The following is a 16,614-nucleotide window of genomic DNA, read 5'->3' as shown; positions in this document are numbered from 1 at the left end:
GAACGGCAAACCCTATTTGGGATCATAAACATAACCTATACCCCGCACGGTTCTGATGATTTCCGGCTTTTCCGGGTTGGTTTCAAGCTTCCGGCGCAGTCTGGATATTCTGATATCAATGCTGCGATCGAACGGGTCCCAGGACCGGTCATGCGCTTGTTCAAGCAGTTGATCACGGTTCAAAACACGCCCTTTGTTTTCAGCAAACACCTTGAGCAGACTATACTCCATCGCCGTTAGCGGGACCTCGGATCCATCCGGCGCAAGAAGTTTGGCTGCCTCTTTATCCAGCGTGTAGTCGCCAAAAAGGGCCAAATTGCCTTCGGAGGCATCTGCGGGCAGACTTTCGTTGATGGCCCCTCGGCGCAATAGGGCCTTGATCCGCGCTTCCAGTTCCCGAAGATCAACCGGCTTTCCAAGATAGTCATCTGCCCCCATCTCAAGCCCGATGATCCGGTCCACTACATCGCCTGCTGCAGTCAACATGATCACGGGCGTCGTGTTTTCAGGACGAAGCGATCTGAGGATCGAAAGACCATCTTCCTTTGGCATATTGATATCCATGATCATGACATCAACAGCACGAGAGGAGATGACAGACCGGAGCTCTTCTCCGCCAGCGGCTGCAGAAACCTCGTACCCGCGTTTGCTCAGATATTCCTGAAGCATCTCGCGCACGTCGATCTCGTCATCGCAAACCAGGATATGGGTTTTCTGGTCATTCATCCGTTTGATCCTTCTGATCGGCGAGCAGCTTTCCGACAAGTATTCTCAGTTCCGAAGGCGAGACGGGTTTTTCCAGATAGGGCAGACCGGATTCCTTCAGCAGTCCCAATGAGCTTTCACCCATGGTGTCCCCGGTGATGTATGCTGTCCGGGTCAGCATTTTCGGAAAACGCGCCACCAGCGCCTCATAAATCTTGCGTCCGTCAACACCGGGCATGTTCATATCACTTAGGAATACATCGTAGTTGGCGGACTGCAGTTGCCTGAGCGCCTCTTCCCCTGAGGTAACGAAATCAACGTGAAAGCCATCCTTCCGCAGTATCTCGGCATTGATCTCACCCACTTCGACCTCATCATCCACGACCAATGCACGGTGCTTGGCAAAATTCGCGGCGGGTTCGGGTTTTTCTTCAGCCACATCATTTTGCATCTTTGCGACGGGCAGAGTTATCCGGAAGCAGGTGCCGGACACTGCGGCCTGATCAAGCCTGATCTGACCGCCATGGGACAGAATGATCCGGTGACAGAAAGCAAGCCCGATCCCGGTGCCGTCACCCACCTCCTTTGTGGTGAAGAACGGCTCGAAGATACGTGCGCGTATGGCTTTAGGGATACCGGGGCCATTGTCCTGAACCGTGATCTCAACCATTCCGGTGTCAGGCTTGACCTCGGCAGACAGCATGATCTGGTCGCCGATGCCGGATGCGGTCATGGCCTGCTCGGCATTGATGATAAGATTCAAGACGACTTGCGTAAGCTGGTCCGCATCCCCGGCAACTGCGGGCAGGTTTTCTGGCACACTTTGCTCAATGCGAATTTCGCCTGATGAGCTACCGTACCCGGCGACATCCGCAGCTGTTTCGATCATGCTGGGAACATCAACCTGCTCGATCTTGCTGGGCTGCTGACGCGCCATCGCCAGAAAGGTCTTTACAATCTTCGCGCAGCGTTCTGCAGCATTGCCGATTTTTTCAATCCTGACACCGAGATCGGGGTCGGAAATTTCTTCCTTCAGCATCAACGAATGACCCACAACAACCGACAATGGATTGTTAAGCTCATGCGCCACACCGGCGAGTAGTTCGCCAAGCGCAGACATCTTTTCGTTCTGGAACAGCAGCTCTCGTTGCTTTTCAAGCTCAGCCTCAATGGCCAATTCATCGGTCAGATCGCGGGTATTGGAAACGATTACTTCTTCACCATTGAACTCGATCAGCCGTGAAGAATCCGCCCCCCAGAACTTTCGTCCGCTTGCATCGACGAACTCCATACGCCGATCCTTAAGCGCCCCCGCTTGCCGGAGGTCTTTCAGGTACCGTTGGCGCTCATTCGGATCCGCATAGTAGGATTTCGAACTTTCTGCATCACCAAACAGCGCCTTTATCTCGGGCGTAGCAAACAGCACCTCGCCGGTGTCGGCATGCGTCATGTTGATGGCTGCTGGATAAGCCTCCATGACCTGACGGATCAAGGCATCAGCCTCTTTCTGGACGGTTAGATCGATCACGCTGGTCACGATGACTTCTTCGCCTTTGTAATCGATCAATTGAGACGAAATCGACGCAGGGAAGGTTTTGCCAGCCGCATTAATCAAGTCGAGCTTGTAGTCATCGACACGACCATCGGCCAGAAGCTGGGTTACAAAATCCGCGCGCTCTTCCGGCTTTTGATAATGCTGTTTTGCAGATTTGGAAGGTCCGAACATCTGCAGCGCAGCAGGCGTGCGATACAAGATCTGTCCATCACCAATCCGCGCCATAGTTACGATTGCCGAACTGGCATCCAGCACCTTTCGGATCAATAGATCGCCGTCGCGCTCTTCGACCTCGGCTTGTTTGCGTTCGGTGATATCCTCACGCGTGACGACAAATCCGCCGAACTTGGTGGGATGAACAGAAACCAGGTAGGTGCGCCCATCCGTTTCCATCAGCTCAAAGTCTTGGATGAACTCGACCCCATTAGCCAACCGGTCCGAAACCCACTGCTGTTCATTGCCGATGGCCTCGGCGTAAATTCCCCGGCGCGCCGTCTCGCGCATCAGGATTTCCCAGTCCAGTCCGGGTTGCAGCAGGTCGGCAACCCCCTTGTTCATCTCGGCATATCGTTGATTGAACAGGACAAGGCGGCGATCATCATCATAGAGGGCGAACCCTTCTTTGAGAGATTCGATCGCATCACGAAGAAGGTCCCTCGCCTTCTCGATTTCTTCAAATTCGTTCGTCATGCCCATCGTCATCCTGAATTTTTAGGATACCATTGTTTCAATGCCATTTCAAAATCAGCATCGCGTGTTTCAATTGTTTCAATAGGTGCCAACTCAGCCAAGTACCGGCCGATAAACCTGTTTGTTTTTGAGCCGGATAGCAAGTTGTGTGACCTGCTTCACAGAGCAACAACTGAAACACTTGGCACCGCTTCCAGACATCACAATGAAACATAGAAAGGTCAGTTATTGCCCATCTTAAGTGCGATTGGGTAAGAACGATGACTATTTCTTTTAGAACTACTGAAATGATTAACGCACCTATTTTTGCGTTGCATTCTTCGGCGTCCAATAGTGGGCAATGGAACCAACTGGCGGCGGATCTGGAAGGTCGCTTTAGTGTTCACGCTGTTGATCTTCCCGGGTACGGTCGTAGCCCGTTGACTGGAGATAACTCTCAAAACGGTGCGGCGTTTTCTGCCATACCGGTAATCCGCGAAATCGAAGCGCTGGGACGCCCCGTGCATCTGGTTGGGCATTCCAACGGCGGAGGCGTCGCCATCAAGGTCGCGTTGATGCGTCCTGATCTTGTCAAAAGCCTGACGGTATATGAGCCTGCAGCCTTTCATTTTCTGCAGGCTGGCAATGATGTCAGCAAGAAACTGTTCGGGCAAATCCAGCTTCTCGCGGGTGTGGTGAGCGCCGCAGCAGCGGATGGCGATGCCGCTGCTGGTATGCATCACTTTTTGGATTTCTGGAACGAGAAGGGGTTTTGGAACTCGCTGCCCGCGCAGGCCCGAGACCGGTTCATTGGGATGATCCCATCAGTCATGTCTGATTTTGCAAAAGGTTTTGCTGAAACCTGGCAACTGAAGGACCTGTCCAAGCTTGATATACCGACGTTGGTAATGACTGGTTTGGAGTCACCTGAGATTGCGCAGCACGTCTCAGTTGAGATCGCGAAGGCTTTGCCCAATGCGCGGATCGCGTTGCTGCCCGAGCTGGGCCATATGGCGCCGGTCTTCCAGCCCGAATGGATCAACGCAAGGATTTTCGAACACGTGGCCAATGTGGAGCGGCCCGTTGAAACTGTCAGCTGGCCAGAACGTCAAGCTGCCTGACCGGGGCCGCATTTAGCAATGCGGCCTTCATCAAACCACTGCTACATCAAAAGGAGCAATATCATGGGTATTCAAACATCGATCAACGCCACCACAGACTTTGCGGCAATCAAAGCAAAGCAAAACGTCGCCTGGGGCTCCGGCGACTACAGCAAAGTGGGTGTCACCCTTCAAATTACGGGTGAAGAACTGGCTGAAAGCATGGATCTGATGCCCGGTTCCAAGGTACTGGATGTCGCCGCCGGGAATGGTAATGCCACCCTGGCCTTCGCCCGGCGCTTTTGTGATGTTACATCGACCGACTATGTAGAAGCCCTGCTGGACGCCAGCAGCCAGCGCGCCAAAGCGGAAGGTCTGTTCGTGACCTACAAGGTTGCCGACGCCGAAAACCTGCCTTTCGATGATCAATCCTGCGACGCGGTGGTTTCGACGTTCGGCGTGATGTTCACACCGAACCAACAACAATCAGCAGCAGAGCTGCAACGGGTCGTCAAACGCGGCGGCAAGATTGGTCTGGCCAACTGGACGCCGGACAGCTTCATCGGTCTTCTGTTCAAAACGATCGGTAAACATGTGCCTCCGCCTGCTGGCGTAAGCTCTCCGGCTTTGTGGGGCAGCCGGGACTGGATTGAAGAATCCTTCGGATCGCACAGCACCATCGTTTCGTTCCGACGCAAGAACTTCATGTTCCGCTACCGTTCAGCCGAACACTTCCTAGAGTATTTTCGGACTTTCTATGGTCCGATGCAAAAGGCCTTCGATGCACTGGACGCACAGGGACAAGAGGCGCTGCAGCGCGATATCATGGCCCTGATCGAGAAGTTCGATATCTCAGGCAATGACACACTTTGCATCTCATCCGAGTACGCTGAAATTGTCATGCAGCGTGGCTGAGATCGTGAATCACTGGCTCATCGTTCTTTGACCCAACCGTCAAAGAACGATGAAGATTACCCGGTGTAGTCGATCCACCATTTTCTTGGTATTAGTTTGTTTAAGGGGGATTTTGTTATGGCCGAGCGCACACTTTATGAAAAATACGGTGGGTTTTCACAGATCAGCAAGATCGTGTTCTCGTTCTATGACATCCTGCTGGACAATGACGAGGTTGGACCCTTCTTCGACAACGTGGATATGAGTCGCATGGTCGACCATCAGACCAAGTTCATAGCGTCGCTCCTTGGTGGTCCGGCCTCCTACACCGACAATCAACTGCGCCAGTTACACTCTCATCTCGCAATTACGGATGACCATTTCGACGAGTTGGAGGTCGTGCTCCGTGATGCTTTGCAAAGACACGGCGTGGATGCCGAGGATATCGATATCGTTGTCGCGGAATTCAGTAAACGTCGCCCCTTGATTGTTGGATAAATCATGACCATCGAAGCCATCAATGAACAGCTCCTTCGCGCGATTGGTGTGGGCGTTGCCCTACTGGACCGTCAATCGCTGAAGTTTGGGTTCCGCAATGATACGTTTGACGAGTGGTTCAGTGCCGATGGCCCTTCAGACCAATTGCAGCAGCTCTTTCCTGATCTGGATATCGACACAGTGCAAACAAGCCTGTCCGGCACCGGGCGGCATACATCAGAAATCACGTTCAAAAAGAAACGCCGCACACTGGTGATCGCACTCGATTTCACGGTCGCGCACGACGATGTGCTGGTTCTGGTATGTCAGAACATCACCCGTATCAAAGAGCTGGAGTCCATGATCGACTCCTATTCGATGATGGTGGAACGGAACACGCGCGAGTTGAAGCGGGAAAAGGAACAGGTTGAAAAACTGCTGCTAAATCTGATGCCCCGGTCGGTCTACGAAGAGTACAAGACTTTCGGCGTGGTTACGCCACAACTCTATGATCCCGTCTCCGTCCTGATGCTCGATTTCGTTGGGTTCACGGATATGGTCGCCTCGCAGGACCCAAGCGTCACCGTCACTGAGCTGAACGATATTTACAGCGCGTTTGATCGCATAGGTGAGCAATTCGGTTGCGAACGGATCAAGACGATCGGAGACGCATATATCACCGTCGCTGGTCTGCCCGATCCGACTCCGGATCACGCCAAGGCAATCGCAAACACAGCCATTCGTTTCGTACGCTATTTGACCCGCCGAAACCTGAGCCATCCGCATCAGTGGCGGTGCAGAATTGGACTGGCCACGGGATCGGTAGTCGGGTCGGTCGTTGGCATCCAGAAGTATGTGTACGATATCTTTGGTCCGGCTGTGAATCTGGCCTCCAGACTTCAGGAATTCTCTGACCCGATGCAGATTTCAGTCCAAGACGAAGTCGCGCAGGTCCTCAAAGATCAGTTCGACCTTGAGAATGTCGGCGCGCGAACAATCCGTGGGTTTGGAGAGCAAGACATCTGGCGCTTGTCCGACGATAGCTGAGCGTCAATGCCCGCTGTAATCCTTTGTTCGCACTAAATGGTGACTGATCACTGCAGTGACTACAGTAGGCTGTTTACCCAGTCCCAAAACCACTGATCTTGATCCCAAAATAAGCGGCTACTCGTTTCGGCGTTTGGTGACAACGGTTTCCAGCACCTCGCCTTCGTGATCAACAACCCGCCAGAGGCAATGTCTCTTACCATTCACCTTCACAAAATCTCGTCGGCGTGCCACTTCCATATCGAGAGTGCGCGCAGTTGTTGCATCCGCTATCTTCGGATCTCAGAGGCAAACACTGGACCGAACCGGTTCCAACAGTAGCAGTCGGTTTCGTGACTCAGGTCGATGCCTCGCTCGTGCAACAGATCTACGGCATTCCGAAGCGAGAGCGGGAATCGAATGTACAGCATCACGGTCAAGCGGATGATCTCAGAACTGGTTATTATAGTATTTGAAAGATGCAGGTCTGGTCATGGGCAAAAGCTACGCAACACCCCTACCCCGCCCAAGCAAAGCTCTTCTGACAAGACTCTTTTGACAGTTCCCCGATTGCAGTTTTCCTTGGTCACACAAACCTGTTCACATAATTCTCCAGAATCTCCTGACGCCCAGATTGTGGTTTCGGGTTGGTATTTTCCTGCAGAACCCGGGCAGAAATCTCTTCCAGACTGCTACCCAACATAGACACTGCTTCCGGCGTGTTCCAACCGGAATACCGTTCCGTCAGCGCGTCCTCCAAGCCACCGTCTTCAATCATAGCAGCCGCAGCTTTCAAGCCCCGTGCACAAATGTCCATTCCGCCGACATGGGCTGCAACAAGATCTTTTGCATCAAGCGATTGCCGACGAATTTTGGCGTCAAAATTTGTGCCCCCAGTTGTAAAGCCACCAGCTTTCAGGATGTAGTAATATGCCAAAGCAACCTCTGGCGTGTTATTCGGGAACTGGTCCGTATCCCACCCGGATTGGTAATCGTTTCGGTTCATGTCGATCGAGCCAAGCATCCCTTCGGCAGCGGCAACCGCAATTTCATGCTCGAAACTGTGTCCGGCCAGGATCGCATGCCCCTGCTCCAGGTTCAACTTGACCTCGTCCTCCAACCCGTACTTCCTGAGAAATCCAATACAAGTCGCGGCGTCGTAGTCGTATTGGTGTTTGGACGGCTCCTGAGGCTTGGGCTCAACGAGAATAGTTCCTTTGAACCCAATCTTGTGTTTGTATTCAACGACCATGTTCAAGAAACGGCCCATGTGGTCCAACTCGGTTTTCAAATCCGTGTTCAGAAGGGTTTCGTAGCCCTCACGACCACCCCACAGAACATAGTTTTCGCCGCCGAGCTTGTGAGTTGCATCCATGCAGTATTTCACGGTCGCTGCAGCGAATGCAAAAACGTCGGGATCAGGATTGGTACTGGCGCCAGACATCCAGCGACGATGGCTGAACATATTGGCCGTGCCCCAAAGCAGCTTGGTACCAGACACCTGCATCTTTTCACCGATATAATCGGTGATATCTTCCAATGTGCGCAGGTTATCGGCAAAATTTCCCTGTTCGGGCCGGATGTCAGCGTCGTGCCAGCAAAAGAATGGCTGCCCCAAAAGCGCAAACAATTCGAATGCAATATCTGCCTTCTGTCGGGCCCGGCCCATATCGTCCTGAGGATACCATGGGCGTTCGAACGTAGGTCCACCAAAGGGGTCTCCGCCCTCCCACGCGAATGAATGCCACCAGGCCACTGCAAACCGCAGATGGTCCTCCATACGCTTGCCCATGATTATTTCATCCGGGTCGTAGTGACGAAAGGCCAACGGGTTCTTGCTGTCCACGCCTTCAAACTGGACCTTCTCGATCCCTTCAAAAAATCCACTTGGCATTTCTGCCCCCTACTCTGCTTTTTGTGCTGGCTGTTTGCCGAGAATGATCATCGACAAAAGATCGTCATCAGTTACGTCTGAGATATCGACCGTCCCAACCAGTTTTCCGTTCTTCATGACCGATGCGCGGTCGCACAGTTCCATGACGGCATGCACGTCGTGATCGATCAGAAATATCCCGATGCCTTGCGCCTTCAGCTGGTGGATCAGATCCGCCACCATCTGAGTTTCATGCGGCCCAAGCGCTGCTGTGGGTTCATCCATGATCAGGATACGGGCATTGAAATAGACGGCCCGAGCAATCGCCACTGATTGTCTTTGCCCACCCGACAAGGCGGAGACCGGGTCATTGAACTTCTGAAAGTTCGGGTTGAGCTGCGCCATGATCTTTCGGCACTCGGCCTCCATGGCTGCGTCGTTGACCAAGCCAAAAGGCGTCGTCATCTCGCGCCCCAGGAACAGGTTTGATGTCGCGTCCAGATTGTCGGCCAAGGCGAGCGTCTGATATATCGTTTCGATATTGTTCGCCCGGGCGTCACGGGGATTGCCAATCTCGACCGGCTTGCCATCGATCAGAATTTCGCCGTGGTCCATCTGATAGGCGCCGGACAATACCTTGATCAACGTGGACTTTCCGGCCCCGTTGTGGCCAAGCAGGCCAACGACTTCACCCGGATAGAGATCGACCGACACATGGTCGACGGCCTTGATCCCACCGAAGGAAATCGAGATGTCGCGCATCTCGACCAATGGCGGCGCGCCTGAACCGCGCCCAGTGCCAGAAGGTTTTTTCTGCGTATCCTGAGCTTGCATCACTTTGCCCCCAGTCGCTTGCGGTAAACGATGTCGATATAGACGGCCAACACGAGGACGCTGCCGACGACGATGTTCTGAAACGGCGCGTCAACGCCAACCATTGCCATGCCCGATTGCAGCGCCTGCATGATCAATGCACCCAGGATCGCGCCATAGATAGTGCCGATGCCGCCCGACAATGCGGTTCCTCCGATCACTGCAGCTGCTATGACCCGAAGTTCGTCGAGCGTACCAATGTCGTTCGAATGGTTCGCCAAGCGGGCCGAGGCGACCACCGCGGACACGGCGCACAAGAAACCCATCAAAGCAAAGATTTTCACGGTTAGCAGTCGAGTGTTGATACCCGAAAGCTCTGCCGCATCCGGGTTGCCGCCAGTGGCAAAGATGTACCGACCAAACCGGGTTTTTCGCGCCACAATTGTCAGCGTGACAGCCACGATGATTAGGATGAGTACAGAAATCGGTATGCCGTATCCGACGACCAGCCCCTCTGGCATTGTCTCTCCGCGCGCTTCGAACATACGTTGCAGCCGACGCGTTGGTATGGCGTAGCTGTTTACGATGTAAACGTACCCAAGGATGGCGATCGCGATTATCCCGGCCAAAGTGGCCTCGGCCCAGACAGGTTTGACGGGGAACCCATGTGCCGCCTTTGCGCGACGACTGCTCCACAAAGCCCAGATCGCGATTGCGGTAGCAAACAAGCCGAACAGCCAGCTTGTCGTCGTTCCCAATGTCCCGTTGGTCCCGCCAAACATCAGGAATGTACTATCCAGAGGACCAATCGTCTGACCGCTAGTCAAATACCACGCCACGTTTCTCCAAACCAGAAATCCACCAAGCGTGACGATGAAGGCTGGTATCGTCAGGTATCCGACCATCCAGCCATGAAACGCACCAATCAGCGTGCCGACAAACAGCCCGACAACAATGGTGATCGCCCAGGTTGCTGGATTGTTCAAACCCATCCCAAGGACTTGTGGCAAAAGCTCGGTTTGCGTCATCGCCATCACGGCCGAGGTTGTTGCCAGCAGTGCACCAACCGACAAGTCGATGTGCCGTGTGACGATAATAAATACCATCCCGCATGCCATAATGGCGACCGAAACCGTCTGGATGGACAAGTTGAATAGATTGCGCGGCGTCAGGAACCTTCCATCTGTGAAGATGTTGAACCCGATGCACAGGATGACAAACGCGCCGATCATTCCCAAAAGCCGCGTATCCAGTTCCAGTTGCTGGAACAGGCTGGGTTTCGCTTTTTCAGGTACCGGCTGAGACGAAGTTTCGGTCATTTCCGATCTTTCATATTCAGCAATAGTCCCCGGCCCAGACGGGGCCAGGGACTTTGAAGTTTAGTTGCAGGGAGCAGGTCCGTTTTCAACGCCCTGACACAGATCTTCCAATGGGATCCATCCAGCGTCCACAACAACGGATAGGTTGTCCTTGGTGATCGGAACGGGTGCGAGGAAGACCGAGTTCATCTCGGTGCCACCAGGTGATGTCCAACTAACTGCACCTTCGACATCAGCAGGGCTTGTCCCACCGCTCAATGCGACTGCGATTTCGCCAGCGGCCTTTCCGAGTTCACGAGCGTCCTTCCATACCGAAACGGTTTGAGTGCCCAGCGCAACACGGTTCAACGCTGCGTGGTCGCCATCCTGACCTGACACCGGAATGCCTTCCATACCCTGTGCGGTCAGCGCAGCAACAACACCGCCTGCAGTACCGTCATTCGACGCAACGACTGCATCCACGTTGTTTTCGTTCGCGGTCAGGATTTGTTCCATGTTCCGCTGCGCGTTCGCGGGCAACCAACCATCTGTGTAGGCTTCACCAACAATTACAATGTCACCGCTGTCGACGGCTGCTCCGATGATCTCTTGCTGACCACCGCGCAGGAAATCTGCGTTCGGATCAGTAGGAGAGCCTTTGATCATCACGTAGTTGCCTTTGGGCATGGCCTCAAAGACAGCCCGAGCCTGCATTCTGCCGACTTCCACGTTGTCGAAGGTCAGATAAAATGCTCGGTCGTCCTCGATCAGACGGTCATAGGCAATCACAGGAATACCTTCGTCCGCCGCGGCCTGAACCGCCGGTCCAATCGCCTGCGCGTCTTGCGCGAGAATAATGAGTGCATCCACGCCTTGCGCAATCAGGCTTTCGATATCCGAAAGCTGTTTGGCCGAGGACGATTGCGCATCGGCCGAGATATACTCGGCACCGCCGGCTTCTAGCGCCGATTTGATCGCGGCTTCGTCTGTCTTCCAGCGCTCTTCCTGAAAGTTGGACCAGCTTACGCCGACTACCGGCTCTGCGAACGCAGTCGAGGCCAGCAGCGTGGCTACAGCTGAGAAGCTGAGAATTTTTTTCATGATTTCCTCCCATATGCAGAGCCATCTCAACTCGATTCGCGGCTCTCACAATTTTAAATAACACATTTATTTCAGTCGGTAAAATATTTAGTCTATAAGACACATCAAAATTCAAATAGATTGAACCAAAGGTAAGATTCGCGAGGGCAAGATGCTGAAAAGCAAAGCGTCTGTAGTTTCTTTGGACCAACGAAACGCGACCCGCCTACGGGTGTTGGAACAGATCAGAAGCAATGGATCCGTATCGCGGATTGATATCGCATCCGCCTTGGAGACCAGTCCTGCCACGATCACTTCAGCGACGGCTGATCTGATCTCGGCAGGGCTGATCAAGGAAACCGAAGGCGAAGCTCAGTCAAAGTCTGGAAAAAGAGGTCGGCCCAGAGTTTTGCTGCAATTGGATGGCCAATCCATTCTTGTTGCGGGCCTGAAGATTGCTCGTCAGGTGATCTCGGTCATATTGGTGGATTTTGAAGGCAACGAGGTGACGTCGCACAACGTCCCGCTTGAAGACGCCCGAATGTCGCCGACGAACCTTATATCGACTATTCGCGAAGCCCTTGAAGTTACGTGCCAACGGGTCGGTCTTTCAATCGGACACTTGGCTGGCGTTTCAATCGGATTGGCCGGGCAGATTGATGCGGCAAGGAACTTTGTCCACTGGTCATCCTCGGTAACTGAAAGAAACATTGACTTCAGCCCTTTACTTGCGAAAGAACTCCCCTGCCCTGCATTCGTGGAAAACGACGCGAACCTTGTCGCAAAGGCTGAACAGCTTTCTGGGCTAGGCAACGGGTTGAAGAATTTCCTTGTCGTCACGATCGAACATGGTGTTGGGCTTGGCATCGTTCTGGACGGCCGACTTTATCGCGGGGAAAGAGGGTGCGGGGCCGAATTTGGGCATACTAAGGTGCAACTCGATGGCGCATTATGCCAATGTGGACAACGGGGGTGTCTGGAAGCCTATGTGGGGGACTACGCCCTGATCCGGGAAATGACTGTCACAGGTCACGCCGATAATATGCAAACGGTCTCGGATATCCACGCTCGTGCCAATTCCGGTGATGATAGAGCCGCCTCGGTTCTAGCGCGTGCAGGACAGATGTTCGGGCTTGGGGTATCCAATCTGATTAATCTGTTCGATCCCCAGTGCATTATTGTATCGGGCGCGCAAATGAGTTTTGAACACCTTTGCTCAGCCGAAGTTATGACGCGCATTCGAAATGGTGTTGTGAATGTCGACGCGCCCTTGCCTGAAATCAAAGTGCATCACTGGGGTGATCTGATGTGGGCCAAAGGTGCGGCCGCCTATGGGATCGAACAAGTCTCGATCCTGAAGGTGAAGGAGCTTGCGGCGAATGCGTCCTGAACTTGCGGCATTACTCTTTCTTGCCACGGCTGCCGAAGCGGGCACTCAACCGCAATTCAAAGCAATAGATGTACCTGCACATATCTACGACGGCGGTTGGGAGCATTTTGTGGGTGGTGGCGTAGCAGTTTTCGACTGTGACGGCGACACGTTTCCCGAATTGTTCGTCGCGGGCGGATCCAATCGATCTCAGCTGTTCAAAAACACCTCTCAGGGCGAGATTTCTTTTCGGATTGAAACGCCGGATCCACTGTTCTTGACGGGAGTAACCGGTGCTTACCCATTAGACATTAACGGCGATGGCTTGACTGACCTGGCCATTTTGCGCGTTGGCGAAGATGTGCTGCTTCAAGGGCAGTCGGATTGTCAGTTTCGTCCCTTCGATAACATCGAGTTCCAATCCGAAGATCACTGGACCACAGGGTTTTCAGCCACTTGGGAAGAAGGCCAGTCTATGCCGACTCTGGCGTTTGGAACTTACGTGGATCGCTTCGATCCAGAAGGTCCGTTTGAATCCTGCGGGCCAACCCTACTCTATCGCCCGAACGGGAACAGTTATGGCCAACCCCAGCATCTGAAACCGGGATATTGCTCGCTTTCCATTTTGTTTTCAGACTGGGCGCGAACCGGACGTGCTGACCTCCGTATCAGCAACGACCGCCACTATTATGTTCGTGGCGGGCAAGAGCAACTATGGGCCATGGAGCCAGAGCCCCGATTGTATTCGCCCGAAGACGGATGGCTGCCCTATTCGATCTGGGGCATGGGAATTGCCTCTCGCGATCTGACCGGAGACGGCTTTCCTGAGGTTTACTTGACTTCGATGGGTGACCAAAAACTCCAAATTTTTGACCCCGATACCGGCGGCCCGACATGGCGCGATGCAACTTATGAAAAAGGCACGACTGCCCACAGGCCGCATGTCGGCAATGACGGAAGGCCGTCGACCGGTTGGCACGCGCAGTTTGGAGACGTCAACAATGACGGCAGAGACGACATCTTCGTCGCCAAAGGCAATGTCGAGCAAATGCCCGATGCAGCACTGAACGACCCGAACAACCTTTTGGTTCAGGATTCGGAAGGTCAGTTTATCGAAGCTTCGGCAGAGGCTGGTGTTGCGTCGATAGCGAAGTCTCGCGGCGCAGCGCTTGCGGATCTGAACAACGATGGGCGGCTCGATCTGGTGGTCGTAAACCGTGGATCAAAACTTGAGGTCAACCAGAATATATCAGCAGGTGGCAATTGGCTGTTGGTAGAAGTTACTCAGGACAAATTCAATTGGGAAGCGGTAGGCGGATTTGTCGAGGTTCGAACCAGGCGGGGCTTACAGACCCGCGAAATAACCATTGGCGGCGGACATTTAGGAGGCACGGCTGGCTATCACCATTTCGGCTTGGGGGCTGAAACTCAAGTACAGTTACGGGTAATATGGCCGGACGGAGAAGTCGGTGCGTGGCAGGAGGTCGTGCCGAACCAGATCGTTGAAATGCATAGGTGACTATTGATCTACCGGCAGACCGCTTGGAACATAGGCAGGAACGCCCAACCTCTGCGCAGGGTCTTCAAGGCTTGCCAGAAAGCTCAATAACGCGTCGACCTCATTATCTGTTAGAACAACCTTCGGTAAACTATTGCTTTTGGCTATGGCATCTAGATGTTGCTGATCCAGCAGCGGAGTTTCGTCTTCAGAACCCGGAAAATCTGGCAAATAAGCCATTTCAGTAGTGTAGCTTCGCAAAGAAGAAACCGAGTCCAGATGGTGGCGTACGATATCCTCAAGCCGTGCAAATGCTCCATTGTGCCCGTAAGGAGCGGTCAGCGTCACATTGCGGAGCGATGGCGTACGAAAGGCAAACGCGTCCTCGGGGTTACCCGTGACGCGAAGACGACCATCATCTCTGACATGGTTCTCAAATCGAGCAGCCTTTCCGGGCCCGATTTGCGGAAGGGCGATCGAATGAAACTTGTGATCTGTTTGGAACCATCCCACGTGGCATGCGCTACACCCCGCCTCTCCATAAAACAGGTTCATGCCAAGTTCGGCGTCTTCGGATAGTGTGCCCTCGCCTCGCATCGCGCGATCAAAAGGACTGTTATCTGCGCGCCATTCGAACGCGATGAAATCTGCGATTACATTTGCTATGGCCGTGAAAGATATCTCACCACCCGGCGTAATGGCTTCAAACCGCTGCTTGTATTCTGGGATAGCGGCAACACGTGCTGCAATCAGATCCCACGCGCCGCCTTGCTGTGTCAAAAGCCCGAGTCGAACTGCCTTGCTGACGTCATTTTCCGAGTAATGACCAGCCATTTCGTCTGGTGAAAGAACCGGGAACATCGCCTGCGCCGCTAATGCCGATTGGAAACCTGACCGCATATGTGTCCCCAAAGGTGTTCTAATCCCGTTGGGTTGTGATGGATCGGCCTCAAGGCGCCCATCATGAAAAAACGTCGTAAACTCTGTCGCACCAAGATTCCAAAGCGCTGGTGAATTACGGGGGATGCGTTGCTCCGGCGTATTCTGGGGATCCAGCCTGCGTTCAGCAGCCAGGCCAATCCCGCCTTCCCCGATTCCTAACGAAAGGCCGTCCGAAGTGCCAAACCTCGGGTGATGGCATGTCGCGCAACTGATGTTCTTGTTGCCGGACAAAATCGGGTCGTAGAATAGCAACTGTCCTAGTTCAACGCGGTCGAAATCAGGTTCTAGGAAAGTTGGAGGTGGCCCAAGCTCCTGAGCATTGGCGCCATTGCCGGCAATCAAAAAGCCAATGGTGGAAATGACTAACCTAGCTCTCATTGCCATCTTCCGAAATCTCGAGCGTGAGCACCTGCCTGTACGGTTTCTCGTAGGTGCATATGATCGAAGGAAACGAGGGTATGTTGGGCGCGTTCGGATATCCAGAGGGTTCGATGCACAAACCAGCCGAACCGCTTAGCGGCTTCGCCAATTGGGCACCCGAATAGACCTGTACTCCGGGTTGGTCAGAATAAGCAGTCAGAGAAAGACCGGACGGTGCGGTGAACTTCGCGACCGGACCAGTTGGATCGCGATTCAGGTCAAAGCAGAAATAGTGGTCGATGGCCTTTGGAACATGCCCGATCGATCTGGGCGCAGAGAAATCAAGTTCGCCGTTCTTGGTCGAACACATCGCACCGGACGGAACTCCTTGTTCGTCTAGTTCCAAGTAGCGGACAGAGGCCAGTTCCAGTTTGTGTGCGTCGACACCTTTTGAGCTGCCCAAGGAATAATAGTTATGCTGCGTTAGGCTGATCGGCGTAGGACGGTCAGGATAACCTCTTAATATATAGGTCAACCGTGGGTACCGCAGCGTGACGCTGACCTCGAACCGGACATTCGCAGGAAAACCGCTTTCCCCGTCGTGTGAAAGGTAGCGCAATACCACTTCGTTTGGTGCGGTCTGTCTAAGGTTCCAGAATTGTTTGGAAAGCCCCTCAGCCCCGCCATGCAGAGTATTCTTGCCCTCATTGGCGCTAAGCCCAAAACGTGTGCCTGCCAACTCGAACCGCGCACCACCGATCCGGTTCGCAACACGACCTACAACTGCGCCCACATAACTTGTATCGAGTAAGTACTTGATTGGATCATCAAACCCCAAAATAAGCGGAATATCCTTGAACCACCAACTTTGAGTGATTGCCCCGTAGTTCAGTACCGATGCCCGCATATCGCCATCGGTCAGCATAACCGTCTCGACCCGAGAAGAATATTCCAT

14 protein-coding genes and 1 pseudogene are annotated in these 16,614 nt (G+C 53.5%); 6 read left to right on the top strand and 9 right to left on the bottom strand.

Features of this window, described 5'->3' with window-relative positions; genetic code table 11:
• Positions 1–12 precede the first annotated feature (12 nt).
• A complete protein-coding gene (locus ACR0MJ_RS02555; protein WP_170396223.1) occupies positions 13–726 on the bottom strand; it encodes a response regulator in 714 nt (237 codons plus the stop codon).
• On the bottom strand, positions 719–2,950 hold the full coding sequence (locus tag ACR0MJ_RS02550; RefSeq protein ID WP_480758981.1) for an ATP-binding protein: 2,232 nt from the start codon (positions 2,948–2,950) through the stop codon (positions 719–721). The genes ACR0MJ_RS02555 and ACR0MJ_RS02550 overlap by 8 nt, the downstream gene beginning before the upstream one ends.
• Positions 2,951–3,237: 287 nt before the next feature.
• On the opposite strand from ACR0MJ_RS02550, the gene ACR0MJ_RS02545 reads away from it, so the two are divergent.
• The 4 genes from ACR0MJ_RS02545 (at position 3,238) to ACR0MJ_RS02530 (ending at position 6,447) form a co-directional block, all read left to right on the top strand.
• Complete coding sequence (locus tag ACR0MJ_RS02545; RefSeq protein ID WP_480752674.1) at positions 3,238–4,050, top strand: alpha/beta fold hydrolase; 813 nt, start codon at positions 3,238–3,240, stop codon at positions 4,048–4,050.
• Positions 4,051–4,113: 63 nt separating this feature from the next.
• On the top strand, positions 4,114–4,944 hold the full coding sequence (locus ACR0MJ_RS02540) for a class I SAM-dependent methyltransferase (protein ID WP_480758977.1): 831 nt from the start codon (positions 4,114–4,116) through the stop codon (positions 4,942–4,944).
• Positions 4,945–5,061: 117 nt separating this feature from the next.
• A complete protein-coding gene (locus tag ACR0MJ_RS02535) occupies positions 5,062–5,421 on the top strand; it encodes a group I truncated hemoglobin (RefSeq protein ID WP_170403431.1) in 360 nt (119 codons plus the stop codon).
• Between the two features lie 3 nt (positions 5,422–5,424).
• Positions 5,425–6,447, top strand: coding sequence for an adenylate/guanylate cyclase domain-containing protein (locus tag ACR0MJ_RS02530; RefSeq protein ID WP_170396212.1), 1,023 nt, complete (start codon positions 5,425–5,427; stop codon positions 6,445–6,447).
• Between the two features lie 123 nt (positions 6,448–6,570).
• On the opposite strand, the pseudogene ACR0MJ_RS02525 reads toward ACR0MJ_RS02530, so the two are convergent.
• The 5 genes and pseudogenes from ACR0MJ_RS02525 to xylF form a co-directional block, all read right to left on the bottom strand.
• Positions 6,571–6,921: pseudogene (locus tag ACR0MJ_RS02525) on the bottom strand (DDE-type integrase/transposase/recombinase); the annotation flags it as partial.
• A 91-nt stretch (positions 6,922–7,012) separates the two neighbouring features.
• The gene (xylA, locus tag ACR0MJ_RS02520) at positions 7,013–8,320 is read right to left on the bottom strand and encodes a xylose isomerase (protein ID WP_480758974.1); all 1,308 of its coding nucleotides are present in this window, start codon (positions 8,318–8,320) and stop codon (positions 7,013–7,015) included.
• Positions 8,321–8,329: 9 nt separating this feature from the next.
• Positions 8,330–9,133, bottom strand: coding sequence for an ATP-binding cassette domain-containing protein (locus ACR0MJ_RS02515; protein ID WP_170403439.1), 804 nt, complete (start codon positions 9,131–9,133; stop codon positions 8,330–8,332).
• Positions 9,133–10,431: a sugar ABC transporter permease gene (locus tag ACR0MJ_RS02510; protein WP_480758970.1), complete on the bottom strand. Its 1,299-nt coding sequence runs from the start codon at positions 10,429–10,431 to the stop codon at positions 9,133–9,135. The genes ACR0MJ_RS02515 and ACR0MJ_RS02510 overlap by 1 nt, the downstream gene beginning before the upstream one ends.
• Before the next feature lie 60 nt (positions 10,432–10,491).
• On the bottom strand, positions 10,492–11,511 hold the full coding sequence (xylF, locus tag ACR0MJ_RS02505; protein ID WP_170512769.1) for a D-xylose ABC transporter substrate-binding protein: 1,020 nt from the start codon (positions 11,509–11,511) through the stop codon (positions 10,492–10,494).
• Between the two features lie 151 nt (positions 11,512–11,662).
• Between xylF and ACR0MJ_RS02500 the strand changes: the two genes are divergently transcribed.
• Positions 11,663–12,880, top strand: coding sequence for an ROK family transcriptional regulator (locus ACR0MJ_RS02500; RefSeq protein ID WP_170403445.1), 1,218 nt, complete (start codon positions 11,663–11,665; stop codon positions 12,878–12,880).
• Entirely contained in the window at positions 12,870–14,378 is a 1,509-nt protein-coding gene (locus tag ACR0MJ_RS02495; protein WP_480758967.1) for a CRTAC1 family protein, read from the top strand. The genes ACR0MJ_RS02500 and ACR0MJ_RS02495 overlap by 11 nt, the downstream gene beginning before the upstream one ends.
• On the opposite strand, the gene ACR0MJ_RS02490 is transcribed toward ACR0MJ_RS02495, so the two are convergent.
• A complete protein-coding gene (locus ACR0MJ_RS02490) occupies positions 14,379–15,677 on the bottom strand; it encodes a cytochrome c peroxidase (RefSeq protein ID WP_170511825.1) in 1,299 nt (432 codons plus the stop codon).
• Positions 15,667–16,614 (bottom strand): aldose epimerase family protein, encoded by a 948-nt coding sequence (locus ACR0MJ_RS02485; protein ID WP_480758964.1) that lies wholly within the window; start codon positions 16,612–16,614, stop codon positions 15,667–15,669. Before ACR0MJ_RS02485 ends, ACR0MJ_RS02490 begins: the two co-directional genes overlap by 11 nt.

The sequence above is a fragment of the Ruegeria sp. C6 genome, from assembly GCF_056537625.1.
This window is presented reverse-complemented; position numbering and strand designations above follow the sequence as displayed.